Source organism: Bdellovibrio sp. HCB288 (assembly GCF_047305935.1).
Lineage (GTDB): Bacteria > Bdellovibrionota > Bdellovibrionia > Bdellovibrionales > Bdellovibrionaceae > Bdellovibrio.
The window spans coordinates 1,796,171-1,818,521 of the sequence record NZ_CP178619.1 but is presented as its reverse complement, the minus strand read 5'-3'; the positions used below and the strand labels follow the sequence as shown (position 1 = coordinate 1,818,521).

The window sequence follows — 22,351 nt, the reverse complement described above, 5'->3', positions numbered from 1 at the left end:
TCCCATAGTTACAAAAACCTAACATGAACACCAAAAACGACCTGTTTTCAGAGAGAAAAGGAACTACTCGTTGCGTGAATCAGATTCACTCGGTACTACTAGATATAAGGCAATAAAATGACTTTACGTTTAAGAATTTTTCTATTCAATTTAGTCTCGGTATTCTTAGCTACCTTCGTTGTTGCTTTGATCGGTCTTAAAATTGTCGAATCGACAATCGTTGACAGCACATATGAACGTTTGACACAAATCCGTATTGCCAAAACCACTTCAATTGAGAACTACTTCCGCGATCTGCAAATGGCAGTAAATCTGATTTCATCCCACGAGATGACAGACAACCTTCTGATGGACAAGCAGTCGGATTCATTTCCAGAGTTTCGTCGTCTCCTGGACAACTATGTCCTAGATTTTAATATTTACGACCTGGCCCTGATCAATCCTGACGGACGAGTGCTGTATACAACCCGTAAAGACTTTGACGATGGCGCTTCCGTATACGACGAAACGACCGGCAATCAAAAACTGAAAGATCTCTTTATCTGGGCACTGAAAGCGCAAGAGGGATCCACTCTGTTTCTGGATTTTGAAAAGGATCCAGTGAATGTCAAATTTACCACTGGTTACGTTGCCTCCCCGATCATCCGCAATGGCAAATTCCTCGGGGCTGTCATTCTAAAAATTTCCATCTCTGAAATTGACCGCATCACCAGTGACAATTTTGCCTGGGCCACTCACGGTATGGGCCAAACGGGCGAAACTTTGATTTACGGAGAAGACTGGAGTCTGCGCAACACGGGCCGCTTTCGTACGGACGAAACGGTAGAGAGTGAGATTGGTCAGGAAGGAAGTATTCCGACCCTAAGTAACCGTGGAAATGAAGATATCAAGAAAATCGAGAACCTCAGTGAGGTTCGGGAGCTGGGTACTGACTATCGCGGCCATAAAGTGATTCGCTCCATCGGTAAAATCTATCTGCCGAATGGTGAGCTTTGGTATATCCAAACCAAAATCGATGAGAGCGAAGCTTTTGCCGTTTTGGATCGTATCGCTATCGCATCCAGTGCCGCTGCGGTTTTAATTTTCATTCTGTTCTTCTTTGCGACCTTTGCAGCAACGGGTAAAGTCGTTGAACCTATCCAGCTTCTGACGGATCGCCTGGAGAAACTGGGAACCAGCAATCTGACTCAAAAGATCAACTATCAATCCCGCGACGAGATCGGGATGCTGGTAACAAAGTACAATCAGCTTGCCGACCGTTTGGAAACCACCACCGTATCCAAGGAATTCCTGGATAGCGTTATTCAATCCATCAAAGCCTTCCTGTTCATCGTTAAGGTCGTGCATCACGATGACTGGCGCCAGTCTTCATACATGATTTCCCAGGCCAACGAATACGCCTTGAAACTTTTGGGCCTTTCGCCCAACCAGGTTTCACAGGTCGATCTAAAAAGCCTGATCCATGCTCAACCCGATTTTAAAAACTACACTTGGCTATTGCAAACCCGCCACAGTATTCAGGCGGAGATCACAAACGTTGATGGCCACAGAATTCCGATTTTGATGAACTGGGCGGCATTGCCAAACCGGACTTCAAAAGATCTGACATTCGTATTCGTTGGAACTGATATTACAGACCGAATCCAAAGTGAGCACGCCTTGATCCAGGCCCGTGAGCAAGCCGTCAAGGCCTCTCAGGCAAAATCCGAGTTCCTGGCCAGAATGTCACATGAAATCCGTACGCCATTGAATGCGATCATTGGTATAACAGATATCCTTTCCGAATCTGATTTGAAACCGGAGCAAGCTCAACTTGTTCAGGTTTGTGCAAATGCCGGCGAGAACCTGCTTTCCCTAATCAATGACATTCTGGATATTTCCAAAATCGAAGCCCGGGAAGTGCGCATTGAAAAGATCGCTTTCGATTTGGTTTCGACGACAAAAAATATCTGCGACATTTTGAAACAAAAAGCTTCTGAAAAAAATCTGGATTTCAATCTGACCGTGAATCTGGAGGGCGAACGCCCCCATATGATTGGTGATCCGACCCGATTACGGCAAATTCTGTTTAATCTGATTGGGAATGCGATCAAATTTACCCAATCCGGTGAAATCGCTGTGACCGTGGATTTTGAAGACGAATCAAAGCACTGCTTGCGCTTCCGTATTCGTGACACCGGCACTGGGATTCCGACAGACAAGCAACATTTGCTCTTCCAAAACTTTGTACAGGCAGACAGCTCCATCACGCGTAAGTTTGGTGGCAGTGGACTGGGACTGACTATTTCAAAAAATCTGGTTGAACTTATGGGTGGACGAATCTGGTTTGAGAGCCAGGAGGGCAAAGGCAGTACCTTTGGCTTCACTATTCCGTTCGTTCCAACTGAAGCCGCTATTGAAGCACCGCCAGTAGCTCCGGATTCCAAGGAGATTTCAAAAATCTCCACCAATATTTCCCGCAATGGGAGAATTCTTGTCGTCGACGACACCGAAGACAACCGCTTCCTGCTGCTGACTTACCTTAAGAAGTATCCGTTCGACATTGTCCAGGCTGAAAATGGTTTAATTGCCGTGGAAAAAGCAACACGTGGGGATTTTGACTTGATCCTGATGGACATTCAAATGCCGGTGATGGATGGATATGTGGCCACTCGCAAAATTCGCGAATGGGAGCAGGTCAACAAACTAAAACCAACACCGATTATCGCAGTGAGCGCCAATGCCATGGCCGAAGACATTCAGAAATCACTGGATGCCGGCTGCACGGAGCATCTGACGAAACCCGTCAAGAAGACGGCCCTGCTTGAGATGGTTCAGCGATACACTATTTAGATTCAGCTTTCAGAAATTATTGAACCGTTGCGGATATAGTAAACTTTATTAGCCAGCACTTCGATGTCTTTCGGATCATGAGTGACCAATAAGGTCGGTATCTTTTCATTTTCAATCACCGCCTTAATCAGGCGTCGGCTGTCCTCGCGAAGTTCCTGATCCAACGATGAAAACGGTTCATCCAAAAGCAACAGCCTTGGCTCGCCCATCAAGGCACGCGCAATAGCAACACGTTGTTTTTCGCCACCGGAAATCACCGCCGCTGGTCTATCCAAAAAGGATTCCATTTTTAAATTCTGCGTAAGCTCTTTCAGACGGGAACGAACTTTCTCTTCAGAAATTTTTCTAGCACGTGCCGCGAACAGAATATTCTCCCTGGCTGTCATGTGCGGGAATAAATCCAGAGTTTGAAATACGACACCCAAACGTCGCTCCGGTGTGCGCAGCTTGGCCAGATCCAGATTTTCAAAGGTCCACTTCATTCCCGGGCATTCATCCAAACCCAACAGCATTCTGAATACAGTGGTTTTTCCTGAGCCGGAAGGTCCTGACAATACAGTAACTCCCTGATCCAGAATTTCCCAACGTGGGATATCCAATTTAAAGTCGCCGAAATCACGGCGTAAATTTTCTACGAAGGACACGACTCCCCCCTATACAAATAAAGAAACTGATTAATCCAGCAAGCACGATCAGCAGGCTTAGAACTGTTGCCTGATTCAAGCGGTAGCTGGACATCAGTGTTTCAGTCATCATCGCTATACTAAGATCACGATGAGCCAGAATACGGGAAACAGCAAAGTCACCACACGCCCACACCGCCCCGATCCCGGCAAGAACACCGGCCTTACCGGAAATCTGCGGGAACATGATTTCTGAAAAGATCTGAGAAGGAGACGCACCCATTGCATACGCAACGCTCAACTGAGATTCCAAAGAGCGAAGTTCACTATCCCAACCCATTCTAAACAGACCATTCAAACTTAATAGCAACATGGCCACCGGGATCTTTAAGAACGGAAAGATTCCTTCATTGGGACTTAGAATCAGCAAAGCAAAACACGCCAATGAGGTGCTGGGAGCCACGTAGCCATTCAGAAACTTTTCAAACCAGGATTTTGGCCAGCAATATGCAATCAGCATCAAGCCGCCATAGCACAACAGACCGGTTGAAACGCCGATGAAGATACTGCCCAGAAAGCTCCAGGCCAAGGATGATTGATATTCATACAATGTCGACATCATGCCGAAACCCGCAATCAGGCCCTGGAAGTATCCCGTGATGTACATTAACGACACCGCGACAATAATTGCGATACCCGAGCGCATTCGCAAAATGCTTAAATTTGCGATTCGTTTCCCTGTGCTGCCTTTACCCCGTCCCACGATCATCGACAGCGCAAAGATAAATAGAGACTGCATCGCTGCCAGAAACACAGCGCCACTCCAGTCACTGGACAATCTGATTTTTTCGTAAATTAAAACCTCGATCGTCGTGCCTTTACCGCCCCCAACAATCAAAGGAACGGAGAAACTGCCAAAGCAAACCACGAAAACAAACAATCCCAGCAGCCACAGATCCTTTTTCAGCATCGGCATAAGGCCTTGGCGAATAAACTGCCAGCGGCTGGAACCTTCGATCCAGGAAAGCTCCGCTACTCCGCCAATCTTGTTTTCAATAATCCCGGTGAACAACACCGCAACCAATCCAAAGTTCATAACGGTATGAATCAGTGCGATCCCAATCGTGCCCACTGGAAACGGGTCCACAATATTAAGAACTGAAAGAATAATAAATAACGGAGGAAGGAAGCTTGGAATCAGGCACAGGACTTCCAATACCAAACGAAGACGATGCTTGCCTCCGGCAAAGTTCAATATTCCAAATGATGCCCATACCCCTAGGAAAACTGATCCTAGAGCAGACAAAACCGCCTGAAATAAAGTGTTTTTGAATGCCCAGAAAACTTCAGCCATATCCGGCAATTCATGAGGTCTGAATTGCGCGACAAGAAACAGGAATGGGAAAACCAGAAACAGAAGCAAAGAGATGCGAAGGAGATTTCGTAAGCTCAATTGAGCGCGCCTCTGCGAACTTCTGACCAACGCTTCAACAAGCGATCAACTTCAGACGTGGACAGGATCTCAAACTCGTTTAAAGTTCTATACTCCGGAACTGACGCAAACGGAGTGCCGTCACGCACACCTTTCATCACCGGCATCATATAGTTCTTTTCCATAATGATTTTCTGTCCATCGTTGGACAGCATCAGATTTACAAACTTCTCCGCGAGCTCACAATGTCTGCAGAACTCCGGAATACCCATGAACTCGAATTGCAATGGAAGAGGCTCTTCAAAAGCGATGGCCTGGAAGTCTTTCTTTCCTTCTTCGATCTCGTGGTACAGAGGAGAAGTCACATAAGAGTAAACCATCTTGGTCTGTTTGTTCGTGAACATGCCGTAGGCCGCCGACCACGTCGGGGAAAAACTGTGAACTTGAGGCATCAACTGTTCAAGGAACTTGAAGGCCTCATCCTCCCCCTTGGTTCGAACCAACCAATACAAAAACTGCATACCAGGGGAACTTGTGCGAGGATCCTGCAAGGAAATTTTTCTGGTCAGTTCTGAATCCAAAAGATCATCGATTTTAACCGGTACGTTCTTCAGCTCGCCTGCTCTCATCACAAAGGTCAATGCGCCCCAGTCATAAGGAACGAAAAAGTTATTTCCCAAAGCTGGTTTGACTGCATCGTAAACATTTAAGTTGCCCAGACTCATCTTACGCCATTTTTGTTCGTTCATGGCTTTCGACAGGTCAAACTGATCCAAACCCACCACAAGATCCGCACCAAGACTCTCGCCTTCAATCTTCAGACGCTGCAACAGGATGCCGGAATCACTTCCCTCGATAAATTCAACCTTGCACTGGCAGTTCTTTTCAAACTCAGCCTTCAGCAAAGGACCCGGTCCAAATTTTCCTGTGAAAGACGAGTATCCAAACACCCGTAGCGTCGGAACACTTCCGGTTGCGGATGTGGAATCTGTACGATTTAACATCGCCAAAAAAAGACCCAGGAATACAACCGCAATAAAAACGATAAAATTTTTCATACAATTACCACCAGATACCACGTCGGCGTTTGAAGAAGTAGTAATCAAGGCCCAGACAGCGGCCCGCACCAACCCAAGCCAGAATCAGATGAATTGCCAGGAAGGTCTTAAAGAAATCCTCCTGTCCCGGTCCCGAAAGGAACAACATAGTGACACACAAAAGCACACCTAACAGAGCCATGGGTCTTACCACGTATCCGATGATGTATGAAATGGCGATTGCGAACTCCAAGCCGACAATAATAAAGGCCACTGTCTGCCAGTTTGGAATCATCTGTGCACTTGCAAATATCTTGAACCAGTTTGGCGCGTGACTTGATGGCAACCACTCAGCAATTTGATCTGCGATGCGAGGGCGGGTTAGAAAGTCGCCACGATAGTTCTGAAGAGCTTGTTCCAAATAGTAATAACCCAGAAAAATTCTGAGAAATGAAATGGGAAGAAGATGACCTACGTATTTAACGCTCTCAAAGAATGAAACAAACATGAAACCATTGTGCCTAGACTCCGCGCTTCGGGCAAGTCGTCTCAAGGAAGCAATGATCGCAATCCGGTTTTCTCGCCTTACAGACAGCTCGACCATGAGAAATCAACAGGTGTGACAATAAAATCCAATCATCCTGAGGTACAACTTTGCAAAGCTGCTTCTCGATAATCACCGCATTTTCCGTCTTAACCCAACCCAGGCGATTCGATAGACGTGTCACATGCGTGTCCACAACGATGCCGCTGGGAATATCAAAGGCATTGCCCAAAACAACGTTTGCGGTTTTGCGACCGACCCCTGCCAACTCGACCAAAGCCTCAAGATCCTGTGGGATTTTTCCGGCGTGTTTTTTCACCAGATCCGTCGCCGCAGACTTTAAATTCTTGGCTTTGTTTTTAAAAAAACCTGTGGAACGAACCAATGTCTCCAACGAACTCAAGGGAGCTTTCGACATGGCTTCAGGAGTGGGATATTTTGCGAATAAGGCTGGCGTCACCATGTTCACCCGCTCATCAGTACATTGAGCGGATAGAACAGTTGCCACTAATAGTTCAAATGGATTTTTGTGATCTAGAGCGCAGTGAGCGTCAGGATAATAACGCTTTAAAAGGGCTATCGTTTGCTCTAAGGGAGCTTTTTTCTTAGTTGTCACCGTCGTTGCCAATTGCTTCGACTGGACATCCTTCAATTGCCTCTTTTACCAACTCTTGCTCTTCCGGAGATTCAGGTTGTTTGGAAACGAAAGCGTGGCCGTCTTCTTCATGCATGGAGAAGTTCTTTGGAGCCGTAAGAACGCAGGCGTCGCAGGCAATACAAGATTGATCGACGAACACTTTACCTGGTTTATTTTCGTTCCACTTTTGACTCTTATCGGCCATGAATTTCTCCTAAATACGCCCCTTATTTATAAGGCTTTCCCCCCTCCTGTCAAACTGGCCTTCCGGACTTGTGTCGCATTTTCAGGGCCTTTTTTGTCGAATCACTGGGGTCCAGCCCCAAATCCCGCTATTCTAAAGGAGACTGTCAAAAGGAGGGTTCATGGAAGGACCACGTTCGCCTAGGGAAACTGAGCTTCCCCAAGTTTTGGATTTTTTGAATAAAAAACTACGTTCAGAAGCCCCTTGGTCCATTGCTGCCGAGTACCCAACGGCGTTTACCTCTAACAACTTGCACAATATGCGTATTATCGCGGATGAAGAACGCGTTCTTTCTCATGCGGTATTGAAACCTCTTATTATTAAGTCTCCCCACGTCATCTATAAGGTGGCGGCCATTGGTTCTGTGGTTACCGATGACAACCATCGTGGACAGGGTTTGAGCACGACAGTAATCAAAGACTGCCTTCGCTCAGCCCAGGAACAATCCTGTGATATCGCTATTTTATGGACGGATTTGTTCGATTTCTACCGCCGTATGGGCTTTGAACTTGCCGGCAGTGAAATCAGCTTCGTTATCGAAGATAACTTCGATATGCCTATCAGCAACCTCAGCTACTCCACTGACAACCGAGTTGCACCGGATGCCATTTACCGTCTTTATTCCAAACATTCCGTGAACTCGGTGCGCTCGATTGAGGAAACTCGTAAGTTCCTGAGCATTCCACAAACGCAAATCTACACCGCTTGGGAACCAAACGGCCAACTGGCGGCATATGCCATTGAAGGCAAAGGTATCGATTTGGGCGGCTATATCCACGAATGGGGTGGCTCAACGCCGGCTTTGCTGTCCTTGTTAAGCTTTATCAGAGCTAAAAAAGGCACTCCGTTTACAATTATTTGCCCAAAACACTCGCAAAACTTGATCCGTGAATTGGAAACTCGCTCCGTGACCAAAAACAGCGGCTTCCTGGGCATGATCAAAATTGTGAACTTCGATCAATTGTCTGCAAAAATTAAACGTGCGTTCCGCGCGGAAGGTGTTGCGGATTTTGTTCTGGAAAAACACCCGGATAACTTCGTTTTTGGTATCGGTCAGGATCTTTATACGATCAACAATGAAACAGATATGGTTCGTTTGTTGTTCGGCCCGATCGACTATCGCGCGATTGGCATTTTTAAAGAAGAGACCGTTCAAAAATTCGATAAAATCATGCCCCTGCAGCTGTGGATTTGGGGTTGGGATTCCATATGAATAAATATCTTCAAAGAGTGGCCCTTGCGACGGTCATCGCATCCACTCTGTCCTGTATGAAAACACCGGATTTAGAAGACGAGTTCACTCCGGCAACAGCGGAGCAAGTAACCACTTCTTTGGTTGATTCCTGGGGCTCAGTCAGCCCTCTGACAATGCTTAAAGGTGATTTCCTTCTTCAGGAGACAGATCAACAAATCGACACAATGAATCCCCGACTGGTCCTCCAGGAAGGAACCACGATTTCAGAAATCGCCGAGACTGCTGAGAAGTACGAGTATACATTCCTATATCAAACTGCAGTCATCACAGGAGACAATTCCTCGCAGTCGACACGCAAACAATACCGCACCGTCAGTAAAGGCAACGATCTGACCGCCCAGTCAGCAGGATTGAAAACCTTAAAATCAGTTTTAGCTAAAAAAAGTGATGTTACTACCAAAGCTGACGACTATGAATTGACCCTGGGTTTCGAGCGCGTTGTGATGCTGGCAAATGCCTGTGTTATGACCGACGACCTTCAAAAATACTGCAAAGAAGAGTTGAAGCTCGATTCCTGCGAAATCAAATGTGGCAATTTGACATCTGTCACAGAAGTACGTCCCGCCCCTGACCTTATTAAAAAGCAACCGAACTGCGGCGGAATTCCAAACTGTGAGCTCAATGTTAAAAAAGTGACATTTGATTGGTCGATTTTGATGAAAACCGGAACGGCCACGGAAAAGCAGAAGGTCACCTACAGCATTTCGGTCACGCAAGATCTGCCTTTTTTTGGGCGCGTCTTGGACTACTGCAATCGTGGCCTTGTTCAGATCCCCGATTCATCAAAAGTTTTAGTCACGGTGTGCAACCGTCTTACAAACTTTCAACGCACTGGCAGCCAGTAATAGCCAGCACTTGATTGCCAGACACAAGGACCTCCTGTAGAGTGAAATCTCTCCCGGAGGTTTTTTTATGAAAAAAATCGCAGTAGTTCTTTCTGGTTGCGGTTATCTTGATGGCGCTGAAATCACTGAGTCAGTCAGTTTGTTGATTGCACTTAACCAAGCAGGAGCAAATGTTAGTTGTTTTGCCCCTGATATGGAATTGCACGAAGTCGATCACGTCGCAAAATCTCCAACAGGCACAACAAGAAATGTTTTGAAAGAATCCGCACGCATTGCGCGCAGTCATGTTGAATCCCTGGCACATCTTCACGCCAAGGATTTTGATGCTGTGGTTTTCCCGGGTGGCTTCGGGGCTGCGAAAAATCTTTGCAACTGGGCTGAAAAAGGTGCGGCTTGCGATGTGAACGCAGAAGTTAAGCGTGTGATTCTGGAATTTTATGAAGCCAGCAAACCTATTGGTGCTTGTTGTATCGCTCCAGTGATTGTTGCAAAAGTTCTGGGTAAAAAGAAAGTCACAGTTACTATCGGAAATGATCCGGCAACTGCTGCGGAAATTCAGAAAACGGGTGCCCAACACGAAGAATGCCCTGTGGATGATTACATCACAGATCGTGAAACAAAAGTTGTGACAACTCCCGCATATATGTATGGCGATGCAAGACCTAACGAAGTCTTCGCGGGAATTTTCGGCCTGGCTCACGAAATCGTTGAATGGGCTTAATTTAAATAGATTTAGAATGTTTTAACTCACGGACGGAATTAAAATGAAAAAGACACTGGCACTTATTTTCGGTGGCAAATCAGCAGAACACGAAGTTTCCCTGCGCTCGGCAAAAAACATCGCGGATGCTTTGGACAAAGAAAAGTTCACTCCTATTTTGATTGGCATCAGTTCTGATGGAACTTGGTATCGCTTTCCCGACATGAGTGTTTTCACTCAAGTCACAAAAATTGACGACAAAGCTCTGCCGCCAAATGCTGAACCTGTTGCTTTGATTTGTGATCTGGGAAAACCAGTTCTTTATTCCTTACAAAACAGCACTAAAACTTCTGTTGATTGCGCCTTCCCTATCATGCACGGAACAATGGGCGAAGACGGTACAATCCAGGGTATTTTCAAAATGGTGAATATTCCATTCGTGGGCTGCGGTGTTTGGTCATCAGCTGCCGGCATGGATAAAGCCGTAATGAAGCACATTCTGGCGGATGCAAAGATTCCAAATGCACGTTACATGCTGCTGACTCCGCACAAAGATAACTCTTACGATGAAATCGTAAAAAATCTTGGCACTCCATTCTTTATCAAACCTGCTAATGCAGGTTCTTCTGTCGGTGTTCACAAAATCAAATCCGCTGATGATTTCAAATTGAAGCTTCAAGATGCTTTCCAGTTTGACTATAAAGTTTTGGCAGAGGAGTTTATTCAAGGTCGCGAAGTTGAGTGCTCAGTCATGGGTCACAACCACGCACCGCAAGCTTCCCTTCCTGGCGAAGTCATTCCACAGCATGAATTTTACTCTTACGAGGCGAAGTACATTGACGACAATGGTGCTTTGCTGAAAATTCCAGCGGAAATTCATGGCGAGACCTTGCAGCGCTTGCAGGATATGGCCAAGAAAACATACCAAGCCATGGGCTGCGACGGCTTGACCCGTGTGGATTTCTTCCTAAGACCGAATGGTGAGTTGTATATCAATGAAATCAACACCATCCCGGGCTTTACGAAGATTTCCATGTATCCCAAAATGTGGGAAGCCACAGGAGTGGGCTACAAAGACCTGATCACGAAACTGATCGGATTCGCTTTTGAAAGATACGAATCAGAAGCGAAACTTAGAACAAGTTATCTCTAGGCAAAAAAAAGGCACGATACACATCGTGCCTTTTTTCTTTCTACATACACTGTAGATCTCGGCTGCCTCTCTTGATGCAAATCGTCTGAATGGATCCTTCAGCGCCCACGGATCCTGTCGCTCCGGAATCACCACGCTTTGGACTGCCCATACAATAACGCCCCCCCGGCCCTCCAGGTCCTCCTCTTCCACCCAAGCCTGGCGATGCTTTCGCATTTAATAAGAATCCTTCTCCATCCAAAATTTCGACATGTGCCGTCCCAGAGATGCCACCGCGAGCTCCCGGCCCTCCCGGCGCACCTGCCTTGGGTGGTGTACACCCAAATCCACTCAATGGCCTTGGCAATGGAAATGACTTTCCATCCATCGAAGGGTGTGGATCACCACCGGTCAAGCCCACTCCACCGCGTTCACCTTGCATCACCAAGTTCAAAGAACCAGAAGCTCTCTCAACGTAAAGTACGATATTCCCACCAGACACTCCCTCAGCCACCAATCCTGCTTCATGATCTGAAGGAAAAGTGGTGATCCAGCCATTTTGTGATTCAAGGATACGCGCGGAGATTCGAACATCGTGCCCCATTGTATAGAGGACACCTTTATCGGTAAATGTCAGTACATCGACTGCCAATTCAAAGGATTTGCGATCACCCAGCAAGGACTTTTCTGATTTAGGTTTGCTCATAAGTCGACGGGCGGGAACAAAATCCCCATCCGCCAAAAAATAAGGCTCATCAATCACCAAGTTACGAATTTCCTTCACCACAACCTCGCCCTTAAGATCATCCTTGTCCACGACCTCAACACAAGCGACCAAATTTAAAAGACACAAAGATACGAATAGATTCATTGCAGACTTCATAACCCACTCCCGTTAATGTTTCAGGGATTGCGACCTCCAATAAAGACACCAAGTCAGAGTGGTTTATATCGAATATGTTGTCCGGAGTCCGGACTTTGGCCTGTGAACGGATCTTGCACTGGCACCATGATGCTTCCCTGCATGGATGCAGGTGATCAGCTCAAGGATGAGGCAACATGGAAGATACAAAAGTAAACTATTTCGAGAAAACAGACAGCCCCAAGCACCGCGAGTTTATAATTTCTCAAAACAATTGCATACTTTGCGGCACTGTACTTGAACTACGACACGTGTCTGATCCAAATATTTCTGAGATTACCGAAGAGGCATTCTGCTCTCACTGTGATGTCAAAACTCGTGCTAGAACGCACATTTTGAACTAAATCGCGCCAAGAATCCGACAGGCCATTTCGTCACAAATTTGACGTTATGGCACCATCGTCAACTTTTTCACATCCGAATAGAACGGGCCACTCCACAACATATCCATCACGCCAAAGCTGGATTGTTTGATGCCCACCACAGGATAGTTCATCTGACTCATCCAGGTATTCATAGATACATGTCCAACCTCCAACTTCTCCGCAACCTTTTGGAACTTTTCTTCGCTGGACCAAATAATTGCAGAGTGCGCGAGATAAGATGTATTAGTCCATTTCACGGCTTCATGCTGGTACTTCACCGCTGTCACCAGGAACAAAGGTGCTGACAATTCATCTTGTTGCATCACCGAGCAATTTGGCAGATCCAACATAAAAGTTGGTTTCACAAAATTTCCGGATGACTCGGGCTCTGGTTGCGCCAGAACTTTTCCATGCTCGGAGATTCCAAATTGCGTTTTTTGCTGCAAAATCTCCACACGATCTTTGGAGATTAAGGGAGTCCACACAGAATCACCTTGAGGAGAAGTGAGTGGTTTTAAGGACGACATGAACGATTTCAACTCCTCGTTGAACTCTTTGGCAAAGGCTTCAAGTACAAACAGGCGAGTTGAGTTCCAGCACATCTGTCCTTGTCCCAATAAAAATGGTTCCACTATTTCTGCCATGCGATTTTTAAAATCAAAATCACTTAGTATGATAGCGGCATTTTTTGCTCCACCACTCAGTTGAAGCTTCTTCATTTGTGGCAGGGCCGCTTTCGCAATGGCTTCCATGGTTTGGGATTTACCCGCTGCTGAAACAGCGCGAATTGCAGGATGCCCTGCAATCACTTGCGCCACTTCTGCGCCGCCGTTTAATACCTGCACCAGTCCGGCCGGTAACTCGATGGATTTAAATGCTTCACCCAGAATGGAAGAAGTGATCGGAGAATGTTCAGATACTTTTACGATCACGGCATTGCCCGCTGCCAATGCAGGAGCCAGTCTTTCCGTCACCATTCTTAAAGACAGCGACCAGGGAGTGACGATTCCCACCAATCCCGTTGCTTTCACACCGATATCTGATGGCAATGGTTTCAATAGATTTGCAGCCGTGGAACGCAGAGTTGCAATCGCAACATGAACACTGTTCTTTAAAACAAACTTTTGAGGCAAACCCTGATGAAGGGCTTCACGAAGCGCAATATCCTGAGCATGAATCTCGAAATACTCGGCTAACTTATTTAATAAGTCTGCGCGTTGTTCCCGCGTCGAGGTTTCGAAAGAGGCCAACGCTTTTTTTGAACTTTGCAAACACAGAATTACATCCATCGCATCGGATTCTGCAACCCGAGCCAATTCGGAATTATCAAATGGTGAAAGCTTCAAGAATGTCTTCTGATTTCCGGAGGATTTGAATTCTCCGGAAACGAAATTTAGAATTTCCAAAACGGACCTCAAAAGGAACAGTATTAGTAAAGATTTTGGTTACGATACTGCATTAAGTATCCAGCCAAAGCCTCTGCTTTTAGTACCTCATCCGCTACGCCAAGTTCAATGGCTTTTTGTGGTCCATACGGAAACTGAGCTTCAGATGGATTCTGTACAACACTCGCGCCACCAAGTTTCTGCACTTCGGTCAAACCATTTACGCCGTCCGTACCAAATCCACCCAAAAGGACCGCGAAAACACCTTTCCCGTATGCGCTTGCTGCAGATTGAAACAACACGTTGCTGGAAGGCAATTGAGAAGCCACTGGCGCGCCCTTTTCCAGTTTTAACATAGGGCCTTGAGCTCCGGGCACGATCTTACCGTGATTTTCGGAAGGCACGAAATACACGTGTCCCATTCGAAGGAAATCCCCATCCTTACCCACCACAAGAGAAACTTTTGAGTTTCCTTTGAGTTTGGAAAGATAGGCGGTCACGAAGTTTGCAACCGTGCTGCAGGAAACAACCACCGGCGGTGTATCCGCTGCCAGATTGGTGATAAATTTCTCCAATGCTTCGGCACTGCCCGAGTTTCCACCCACCACGACGATCTTCAATTCAGCCGCGCGGCGAACCGCCACTGTTGGTGTTGAAACTCTGGTTTCAGGTGCCGGAGTTTCTTTGATTTTTTTAATCACATTCACCGAAGCGGCTGCGCGTACTTTGGTGACAAGGGTTTCCGCCAGTTGCTTTAAGACTTGAGGGTCAAATTGCGATGGCTTATGGACAAATTCCACGGCACCCAAATCCAGGGATTTAAGGGCTGCTTCACCTGTATTCGCCAACGATGAAACCATCACGACTGGAATCGGAAAGTGCTTCATGATCTTTTCCAGAAACATCACGCCCGACATTTTGGGCATCTCAATGTCCAGGGTCATCACATCAGGCTTTTTATTTACGATCAAATCACGGGCTTGGTAGGCATCCGCTGCAGCTCCTACAACTTCCAAACCACTTTGAGTGAAAATCTTGGAAAACAAGGTGCGCACCGTTGCGGAGTCATCGACAATCAACACCTTAATGCTCTTGGCGACCGCCAAAGGCTTAAATCCCGAAACATCGACAGGACTGTCCGAGCTGCCCTCTTTCGTTTGGTTGTGTAGAACATCCGAAGTGGCGGTGTTGAATTTAATCGTGCGAGCGGATTCACCACCCACGTTTCTTTCAACGATGGGAATACCCATCTGCCGCAATGTGGATTCTGCAAATTCGATATTGCGTGAACCAATGGCATCCCCCAGCGAGGACACACTGATAACGTTGCCACCGCCATAAATCTTTGCTTTCAATTGACTGCGATTTGCGCCTAAACGCAGGCAATCATCCACAAGCATCTGAATGGCAAAGTTTCCATAGCGGGAGTTTGCACGCTCCCCTGACTGGGCTTCGGGCAAAAGATAGTGATTCAACCCGCCAATTTTTGTAGTCGGATCAAAGATCGCGACGGCAACACAAGAGCCGAGCAGGGTTGAAATAATCGTCTCTTCTTTAAATGCTGCGTACTTACCTGGATACAAATAGTGTGAATTCATGCGGCCACCAACTTTTCAATGTCGAGTACCATCACGCTGTGCTTGTCTTTTACAAAGAATTGTTTGATGAAAGGCACCGAAAGCATCGTTGGATGATCACTTAAGTTTTGCATATCTCTGTCTTTTAAACTTATTAACTCGTCTGCCTCTGTCACCTTCAATGAAAAGCGCATGCCTTCATGTTCGCAGATGACATAGTAGCACTTACTTAAATCCACGGATTGAAAGCCGTAGGAATTCAAATCAATCACCGGAATCGCATCCCCACGGAACGGCAACAATCCTGCCAAACCCGGCTGGGCATCCGGCAGTATGTACACAGGCAGAACTCCGCTGATCTCAATGACGTTGCCGATCGGAACAACAAATTCCTGAGTTCCGGTTTTGCAATGCAGGAACAGAGCTTCGCGATTGCTTTGCGCAACCAGCGGGAATCGAGCGGCAAGTTCCTCACTGTCCTTTTTTTCCGTCAAAAGCGCAGTTAAATACTTCAGCAGCAAGCCGAGTCCCGTGCGCAACTGTTCAACGGTGTCCAAGGAGTCTATTTTGCTTTTAAAGTCGACAAGCCAGGATTCCAACTGAGCAAACTCATTGGTTTTGGCATCGATCTGCCAGGAATCGACGGATTCGCGTATCTCCAGCGTGACTTTCGCCAGCGTCGAGTCATCAAGCAAATCAATAAACGACTCAACATCTTTACTGGTTGATTCCAGGAAGTACTTTTTCAATTCCCATGTAAAATCATCGCCGAAGATGTCACTCATGCCGCGTTCTCCATAGGTAGAGCCTGTTTTAACATTGCCAGCAACTGTTCAGGATCAATGATATAGGTGACCTTTTCATCTGCAAGAATCGAGAACCCTTTAAAGCCCTTTTGCTCTTTAACGATATTCCCGAATCCCTTAACCACAAGATCTGTCTGGGCCTCTACCCGATCCACCAACAATGCCACCATTGAGTTTTTTACTCTGATAAACACAGCAGTGCTTGCCGACACTTTGGATTCGTCCAGATTCAATCTGTCTTCACGAATCTCCTGATAACTTAGTAGCGGCACTGTTTGATTGTGGAACTGACAATAGCGAAGATGTTCAATGCGATTCAACTGCAGGCCACTGCACGAGGTGATATGGGCCACGGAAGTCAACGGCACGGCAATTTGGAAACCATTCCAAGTCGCCAGCATTGCGGCTTCCACCAGAATATGCGAAGGCGCCGGATAAACAAGAGTAAAAGTCGTTCCCAGGCCACTTTGAGTTGATATTGAAATACTACCACCGTATTTTTCAACCAGGGTTGATACCACATCCATTCCCACACCACGACCGGAGACGGTTGTGATCTTTTCTTTGGTGGAAAACCCTGGCTCAAAAATACACTTATATATTTCTTCATCAGAAACAGAACCGACTTCTTCAGGCCTGATCAGTTCATTGGCAAGAGCCCGTTTTAGAATGCGCTCGCGGTCCAAACCTTTACCGTCATCTTTCATGACAACATAGATGGTCCCGCTGCGATCAGTGATTTCGATCGACAACTGTCCAATGGAAGGCTTGCCTGCCACCGTTCTTTCAAACTGATCTTCAATACCGTGATCGATGGAGTTGCGCACCAGATGGATCAGTGATTCAGAAATGTCCTTCGCCAAAGACTTATCGATAAAAAAATCCAGACCGGTCATCTCCAGGTTCACTGTCTTATTAAGCTCGGTCGCCGTCTGACGAACCAAGACCGGAATTCCCTGAAAGCTCTCTTCGGCCTTTTCCTTGCGAATCACCTGAAGCTGGCTCTGGAATTGATCTGTGATCTTGGAGAGGTTTTGTGAAAAATCCGATTGGCGACGCTCAAACAGTTCCGGTTCCATGCGGAAGTTCACTGTCTGATTCATCATTGAAAAAAAGTTCTTAAGCACCAGCAGCTCACCACTTAAGCGCAGCATTTCATTCAGTTGCTTGGTCGACATCCAAACGCCATCCTCATCACTTGATGGAGCAGATGACTTTGAGATCTTCTTGGATTTCTTGGGAGCTTCCCCTGAAAACTGGAAACCATTGTAACGAGTGATTGTTTCGATCACTTCGCTTAGCTCCTCCGGATACAAGTCACGCTTTTCACGCAAGGCATCCGCAAGTTGCTTCATCAGACGCGAACTCAATAGGAATAAATCGATGCATTCCTTGGAGACTGTTTGCGATTCACGCTTGATACGCGTAAGCAATGCTTCGAATTCGTGTGAAAGGGAAGCCAGCAACTGACCGCCGGGAACAGATCCCACACTGCCTTTGATAGTATGTACTTTTCGGAACAACACATTGATTTGCTCGATATCATTTGGCGCATCTTCAAGCTTCATGATTTGCGCATCGAGACCTTGTAGAACTTCTTTGGACTCCTCAAAAAAGACGCGCGAAACCTCTTCGATTTGCTCAAAGTCTATCAGTCCGGAAAAATCCGGCAGATCATTTGCGTCGTTTTGATCATCCATCATAGCTGTGAATTTATCGGAATTTCGTATATTTAAGAGAGGCTAAGAACTAAAATGCGAGGGCCAGATTTAGAAAAAGGAAAGGCGGCCTTGAGAGCCGCCTTTGTTTTGGAATGCTTTCGATTCCTCGGCGAAGGTCGAGTCGGCTAAGAAGCCGCCACCTCCGCCTTGGTTATGTCACATGTTTTAACCATAAGACCACCCCCTTCCCAGCCCCAATAGAGGCTTTCGTAAATCATAACTGATTCGGAGTCTGGGTTTCCACTGTTTCTAAGTCTTGATTATAAGGACTTCAAAAACTGAATCAAAGCGATACGTTGATCCTTGGTAAGTTGAGTAAATTTGGTTTTGGAATATTCCGCTTCGCCCCCGTGCCACAAAATGGCCTCTTCCAGAGTGCGTGCACGTCCATCATGCAGAAAGCCAGCGCGTGGATTGATCGTTTGAGTTTGTCCGATACCCCATAATGGACGAGTCTTCCACTGATTACCTGAAGCATCGAAATCTCTGCGACCATCCGCCAAACCAGGTCCCATGTCATGCAGTAGCATGTCAGTGAATGGGTAAATCTTTTGATTGGCAAAGGCCGAAATCGCATGAGGTCCCGTCACAAAACTTGGTTGATGGCAACTCGTGCAACTGGTTTGGTTAAACAATCGGGCGCCTTCAATTACCACGGGATTATCCACATTGCGACGGGAAGGAACAGCCAGTGTTTGAGAATAAAACACTATATCGTCGGCAACCTGATTTGATGCCTGAGGCGCTGGAAGTGGTGGACGGTTCTCCATGAACTTCTCATAAAGCGGTGTACCCACGATGCTTTCATTGGGAAAAGCATAATTAGTTACGCCGATATCACCACGAAGAGCCCCCAACGACTGATGAAATACCGAAGGCGTGTTGTTTTTCAATCCAAAACGACCCAACGACACCGGATAAGCTTCACCTCTCATGGATTTTTCAATATCAAATACCATGTTTACCTGACCGGAGATTCCTTCCGCCGACAGATCGCGAGCCGCCAAAGCCCGAATGTCAGATTCTTTGATCGCCTCAAGCAATCCCAAGCCGATCATCGGTGTCCCCATACGAGGACCCATCTTAACGTCTTTCTCGAACAATCGTGACCGAACTTGCCCGGTCACTGAGTCAAAATACTGGTCGTACGGTGCAGTCACTGCGAAAATCGGCTTGCGCAGTCCAACAACTGATCCGTCAGGATATGTGAACTGGGAAGTTTCATAGCTCATCCAAACCTGAGCCTGACCGACACCTTGCATTTCCGGACGAACTCCCAATGAACCCAAGTGAAACAATTGATCAGAAAAACCGGGTACCGGAGTCGGTGCTCCCCAATTATTGGCAGCAGACTTCGGTTGTGGGAATGCCGTTTCAATACTGATTCTTAAGAAAACCGCTTCGTTTTGACGAAGCAAAACTTTCTCCTGACCAATTGGCAAAACAGGAAGAGCTCCGCGACCGTCTTTGGCGTGGCAGGCATTGCAGTTTGTATTGTTGAAAACAGGACCCAAGCCATGATCCTGGCGCGAAGGATCGTCAGAGAAATTTCTTTCGAACAAAGCATCACCGGTAAAATGACGGCGGATTTCATCCTCAGTCAAATTTGCAGCCGGATTTCTAAAAGCCTGAATGGACTCTCGCTTAAAAATAACTGTGGTATCACCACCCGACAAGACCGCGTGCACGTAATCCATGTCGATGGCTTGGGAATTTGAAGCGGCAATCGCAGCTCCACCAATGAACAATTGAAGTGTTAATAGCAGAGCTGGCGTTTTCATCTATTGCTTGTCAACCAAGGGCAAAACTTGTGTTTCCAAAACGGCTTGCAACTGATTCAATGCCTGAATCGCCTGAGTTGCACGTTGACGACCATCCACGGTGAAGATCGCCTGACCCATGTCACCGCCGCCTGCAGGACGGATCGCCTGAATCAACTGCATGCATGCAAGGATGTGTTGTTCAATCTGTTGTGCCAGTTGAGGATTGTGACGCTCAACCATGGCTTTGATTCCAGGTCCTTTGGATGTTCTGTAGGTACCTGTATAAACCGAGTAAATTGAACGGATATTGAAGGTATAATCATTCAGGGAGTTCCAGGAAAAAGGAGACTCGATCAAGCCCACATTTGCCGAGCTAATATCAGCTCCCATTGGCTCCGCAATTTTTGCGTTGGCAACTTCGTCTGCAATGGCGATCATGCCATTCACAAGCTCTTCCATGACTGCAGCGTCGGAAGTGTAAAACGGATTATTTGCACCCGGTTGAGCAAAGATCGCAGAATAACCCGGAGTTGTTGCATCTTCCGGATTGTAGTTGGTTGTCCAGGAATTGGCCAACGCCACAGCATATTCCATTTCCAATTGGGCTGCTGCTTGAAGGTATTCAAAATGTCTTTGTGTGAATTGAGACAAGGGTCTGGAATTAGTTCGGATACCATCACCGAACAGCAGATACTCGATCGTGTGGAAACCTTGAAGGTTTGTTCCAAGTCCGCGAATCATATCCGTCGTGATTGGAGTGTTGATTGCCAACACAGAATCAAGATCCTGCTTATTCAAAGGCCATGTATCCAGCATCGGATCGATTCCAAGAGAATCCACCGGACCGAACAAGAAAGCTTCAGAGGACTCCCATGGCATGCGAGCACCACGCCAAGCAGCCTGAGCCTGCGCCAAGGTGGATTCATTTGGGTTTTGAACGAAAATATCGACTGCTTGCTTTAAAGAAACTGTTGCATGAGCAAACTCAACATATGTTGCAGAGATCACGTTATAGGAAATATGGCTGATGATTTCCTGATTACTGGCTGCGGATGCGCTCATCCCGAACACTGCCGAAAATGCGGCTACCATTAACTTCAGAGTTTTCATTTCGTCTCCTGTTAAATTGCCTGGCCCAAACGTCCAGGATATTAGTGATTGGCATTCGTACTGGAGCAACGACCGGAACGAATGCACGGCTCCTTCAAATCAGTACTCTCCGAGGCAAAGGCCTGCAAAGATAAATAAGGGCTTGCGGAGTCATATAGGTGACCTTAACAAACGTCAAATTCACCCTGAAATTATGCTCCCCGCTGACTACCAACTGAGAATCAGTCGGGAAGAAAAGAAAGCCCCTTGTAAGAATGACAAACCCCTCCGACGGAGTCGGAGATTTGCGAATTTAGGATGTTCAAGGAGGAACGATGAAAACTCTAATTACGGCAGCTTTGATGACTTTGATTGGCGCATCCGCGCAAGCCACAGACTTGAAGGTTTCCTGCACAGTTACTGAAAACAATGATCTACAACTGGAAACAGTGATCAAACCAACTTTGAACGGCTACGGTAAAATTGGTGACATTGATGGCTACAGCTTCCGCATTCGCAACAATGACGGCAGCCGTGTTTCCCTTGAAATTTTTGATATTGCTGGTGAAGCCCGTTACTACGCTGATGCAACTTTGTTAAAAGCCGGCGACTCCGTTGTTAATACAATCTGGAGAAGAGACGTTCTGCTTGAAGTCTCCTGCCAAATCCCAGAGTAACTTATAGTTTCAAAAAAATCCCCGCCTGATACGCGGGGATTTTTTTATTCGTACTGAAACTCGAATCGCGGAACCATTTTCCCATCGACCTCAATAGGTGACGACCACAATTCCAAGGGCCGCGCCCAAAGTCTTCCCAGTGAATTTTCATACAAACATTCGTACAGAACGATATCCTCCATCGTTTCAGAATGCTTTCCCACTCCGATCACCCGATAGAACTTGCCCTTATAGTGTTTGTAAATGGCACCGCTGACCGGAGCTTTCGGCTTTTGCATGACTACCCCAGGTGTTTAATGATTTCCTGCTGAATTTGTTTCATATCAGAATCAGATCGGCGTTGTGCACGTTTAAAATCCAAATCAGGAATGGACCAAGCCGGAATCAAGTGCAGATGATAATGAGGGACTTCGAACCCCGCCACAATTTGCCCCACACGTGGAGATCCGGAAGCTTTTAAAACTGCTTTTCCGATTTTCTGTGAAACTTTATGTAGATGCGCATAAGTGTCAGCAGGAACTTCTGTCCAATGATTGAACTCCTCTTTGGTAATGACCAAAGTATGTCCCAAATTCACCTGATCCAATGCCAAAAATGACAATACTTTGTCGTCTTCATAAATTTTATAACAAGGCAATTCACCAGCGATAATCTTCGTAAAAATTGAAGCCATTTGCTCCCTCACTTCTTTAGCCCTCAAAGTATAGAAGTGAGACAAAACTCAGGCAATGACATTCGACTCTGACAAGGAGTACAATAGTATTC

The 22,351-nt window shown here is 46.5% G+C and carries 21 protein-coding genes; 6 read left to right on the top strand and 15 right to left on the bottom strand.

Annotated features, from left to right (window positions below; translation table 11 throughout):
- Positions 1-117: 117 nt before the first annotated feature.
- Entirely contained in the window at positions 118-2,832 is a 2,715-nt protein-coding gene (locus tag ACLVWR_RS08880) for an ATP-binding protein (protein WP_413583464.1), read from the top strand.
- A gap of 2 nt (positions 2,833-2,834) precedes the next feature.
- Here ACLVWR_RS08880 and ACLVWR_RS08875 read toward each other — a convergent pair whose 3' ends face one another.
- The 6 genes from ACLVWR_RS08875 to ACLVWR_RS08850 all read right to left on the bottom strand — a co-directional run bounded on the left by ACLVWR_RS08875 (position 2,835) and on the right by ACLVWR_RS08850 (position 7,310).
- On the bottom strand, positions 2,835-3,476 hold the full coding sequence (locus ACLVWR_RS08875; RefSeq protein WP_413583463.1) for an ATP-binding cassette domain-containing protein: 642 nt from the start codon (positions 3,474-3,476) through the stop codon (positions 2,835-2,837).
- The gene (locus ACLVWR_RS08870) at positions 3,448-4,908 is read right to left on the bottom strand and encodes an ABC transporter permease subunit (protein WP_413583461.1); all 1,461 of its coding nucleotides are present in this window, start codon (positions 4,906-4,908) and stop codon (positions 3,448-3,450) included. Before ACLVWR_RS08870 ends, ACLVWR_RS08875 begins: the two co-directional genes overlap by 29 nt.
- Positions 4,905-5,945 carry a thiamine ABC transporter substrate-binding protein gene (locus ACLVWR_RS08865; protein ID WP_413583460.1) on the bottom strand — a complete coding sequence of 347 codons (1,041 nt, stop codon included), beginning with the start codon at positions 5,943-5,945 and terminating at the stop codon, positions 4,905-4,907. Before ACLVWR_RS08865 ends, ACLVWR_RS08870 begins: the two co-directional genes overlap by 4 nt.
- Before the next feature lie 4 nt (positions 5,946-5,949).
- Complete coding sequence (locus ACLVWR_RS08860; RefSeq protein WP_413583459.1) at positions 5,950-6,345, bottom strand: hypothetical protein; 396 nt, start codon at positions 6,343-6,345, stop codon at positions 5,950-5,952.
- A 100-nt stretch (positions 6,346-6,445) separates the two neighbouring features.
- Positions 6,446-7,096: an endonuclease III gene (nth, locus tag ACLVWR_RS08855; RefSeq protein WP_413583458.1), complete on the bottom strand. Its 651-nt coding sequence runs from the start codon at positions 7,094-7,096 to the stop codon at positions 6,446-6,448.
- Positions 7,074-7,310, bottom strand: coding sequence for a ferredoxin (locus tag ACLVWR_RS08850; RefSeq protein WP_340598670.1), 237 nt, complete (start codon positions 7,308-7,310; stop codon positions 7,074-7,076). Before ACLVWR_RS08850 ends, nth begins: the two co-directional genes overlap by 23 nt.
- 160 nt (positions 7,311-7,470) lie before the next feature.
- On the opposite strand from ACLVWR_RS08850, the gene ACLVWR_RS08845 reads away from it, so the two are divergent.
- The 4 genes from ACLVWR_RS08845 to ACLVWR_RS08830 all read left to right on the top strand — a co-directional run bounded on the left by ACLVWR_RS08845 (position 7,471) and on the right by ACLVWR_RS08830 (position 11,302).
- Positions 7,471-8,562, top strand: a complete 1,092-nt coding sequence (locus ACLVWR_RS08845) for a GNAT family N-acetyltransferase (protein WP_413583457.1) — start codon at positions 7,471-7,473, stop codon at positions 8,560-8,562.
- Complete coding sequence (locus ACLVWR_RS08840; protein WP_413583456.1) at positions 8,559-9,449, top strand: hypothetical protein; 891 nt, start codon at positions 8,559-8,561, stop codon at positions 9,447-9,449. Before ACLVWR_RS08845 ends, ACLVWR_RS08840 begins: the two co-directional genes overlap by 4 nt.
- A 67-nt stretch (positions 9,450-9,516) precedes the next feature.
- Positions 9,517-10,170, top strand: coding sequence for an isoprenoid biosynthesis glyoxalase ElbB (gene elbB / locus ACLVWR_RS08835; RefSeq protein WP_413583455.1), 654 nt, complete (start codon positions 9,517-9,519; stop codon positions 10,168-10,170).
- Between the two features lie 43 nt (positions 10,171-10,213).
- On the top strand, positions 10,214-11,302 hold the full coding sequence (locus ACLVWR_RS08830; RefSeq protein ID WP_413583453.1) for a D-alanine--D-alanine ligase family protein: 1,089 nt from the start codon (positions 10,214-10,216) through the stop codon (positions 11,300-11,302).
- Positions 11,303-11,342: 40 nt separating this feature from the next.
- Here the strand turns inward: ACLVWR_RS08830 and ACLVWR_RS08825 are convergent, their stop codons facing one another.
- From ACLVWR_RS08825 to ACLVWR_RS08795, 7 genes are all read right to left on the bottom strand, one after another.
- On the bottom strand, positions 11,343-12,164 hold the full coding sequence (locus ACLVWR_RS08825; protein ID WP_413583452.1) for a hypothetical protein: 822 nt from the start codon (positions 12,162-12,164) through the stop codon (positions 11,343-11,345).
- Between the two features lie 427 nt (positions 12,165-12,591).
- On the bottom strand, positions 12,592-13,974 hold the full coding sequence (locus ACLVWR_RS08820) for an aldehyde dehydrogenase family protein (RefSeq protein ID WP_413583451.1): 1,383 nt from the start codon (positions 13,972-13,974) through the stop codon (positions 12,592-12,594).
- A 23-nt stretch (positions 13,975-13,997) separates the two neighbouring features.
- Entirely contained in the window at positions 13,998-15,551 is a 1,554-nt protein-coding gene (locus tag ACLVWR_RS08815; protein WP_413583449.1) for a chemotaxis protein CheB, read from the bottom strand.
- Complete coding sequence (locus ACLVWR_RS08810; protein ID WP_413583447.1) at positions 15,548-16,315, bottom strand: chemotaxis protein CheW; 768 nt, start codon at positions 16,313-16,315, stop codon at positions 15,548-15,550. The genes ACLVWR_RS08815 and ACLVWR_RS08810 overlap by 4 nt, the downstream gene beginning before the upstream one ends.
- A complete protein-coding gene (locus ACLVWR_RS08805) occupies positions 16,312-18,039 on the bottom strand; it encodes a chemotaxis protein CheA (protein ID WP_413583445.1) in 1,728 nt (575 codons plus the stop codon). Before ACLVWR_RS08805 ends, ACLVWR_RS08810 begins: the two co-directional genes overlap by 4 nt.
- A gap of 278 nt (positions 18,040-18,317) precedes the next feature.
- Positions 18,318-19,838: a di-heme oxidoredictase family protein gene (locus ACLVWR_RS08800; protein ID WP_413583444.1), complete on the bottom strand. Its 1,521-nt coding sequence runs from the start codon at positions 19,836-19,838 to the stop codon at positions 18,318-18,320.
- Positions 19,839-20,930: an imelysin family protein gene (locus tag ACLVWR_RS08795; RefSeq protein ID WP_413583443.1), complete on the bottom strand. Its 1,092-nt coding sequence runs from the start codon at positions 20,928-20,930 to the stop codon at positions 19,839-19,841.
- A 314-nt stretch (positions 20,931-21,244) separates the two neighbouring features.
- Here ACLVWR_RS08795 and ACLVWR_RS08790 point away from each other — a divergent pair, with 314 nt between their 5' ends.
- Positions 21,245-21,586, top strand: a complete 342-nt coding sequence (locus tag ACLVWR_RS08790) for a hypothetical protein (protein WP_413583441.1) — start codon at positions 21,245-21,247, stop codon at positions 21,584-21,586.
- 44 nt (positions 21,587-21,630) lie between these two features.
- Here ACLVWR_RS08790 and ACLVWR_RS08785 read toward each other — a convergent pair whose 3' ends face one another.
- The gene (locus ACLVWR_RS08785) at positions 21,631-21,864 is read right to left on the bottom strand and encodes a DUF1653 domain-containing protein (RefSeq protein ID WP_413583439.1); all 234 of its coding nucleotides are present in this window, start codon (positions 21,862-21,864) and stop codon (positions 21,631-21,633) included.
- A 2-nt stretch (positions 21,865-21,866) separates the two neighbouring features.
- Complete coding sequence (locus tag ACLVWR_RS08780; protein WP_413583438.1) at positions 21,867-22,259, bottom strand: HIT family protein; 393 nt, start codon at positions 22,257-22,259, stop codon at positions 21,867-21,869.
- Positions 22,260-22,351: the final 92 nt, after the last annotated feature.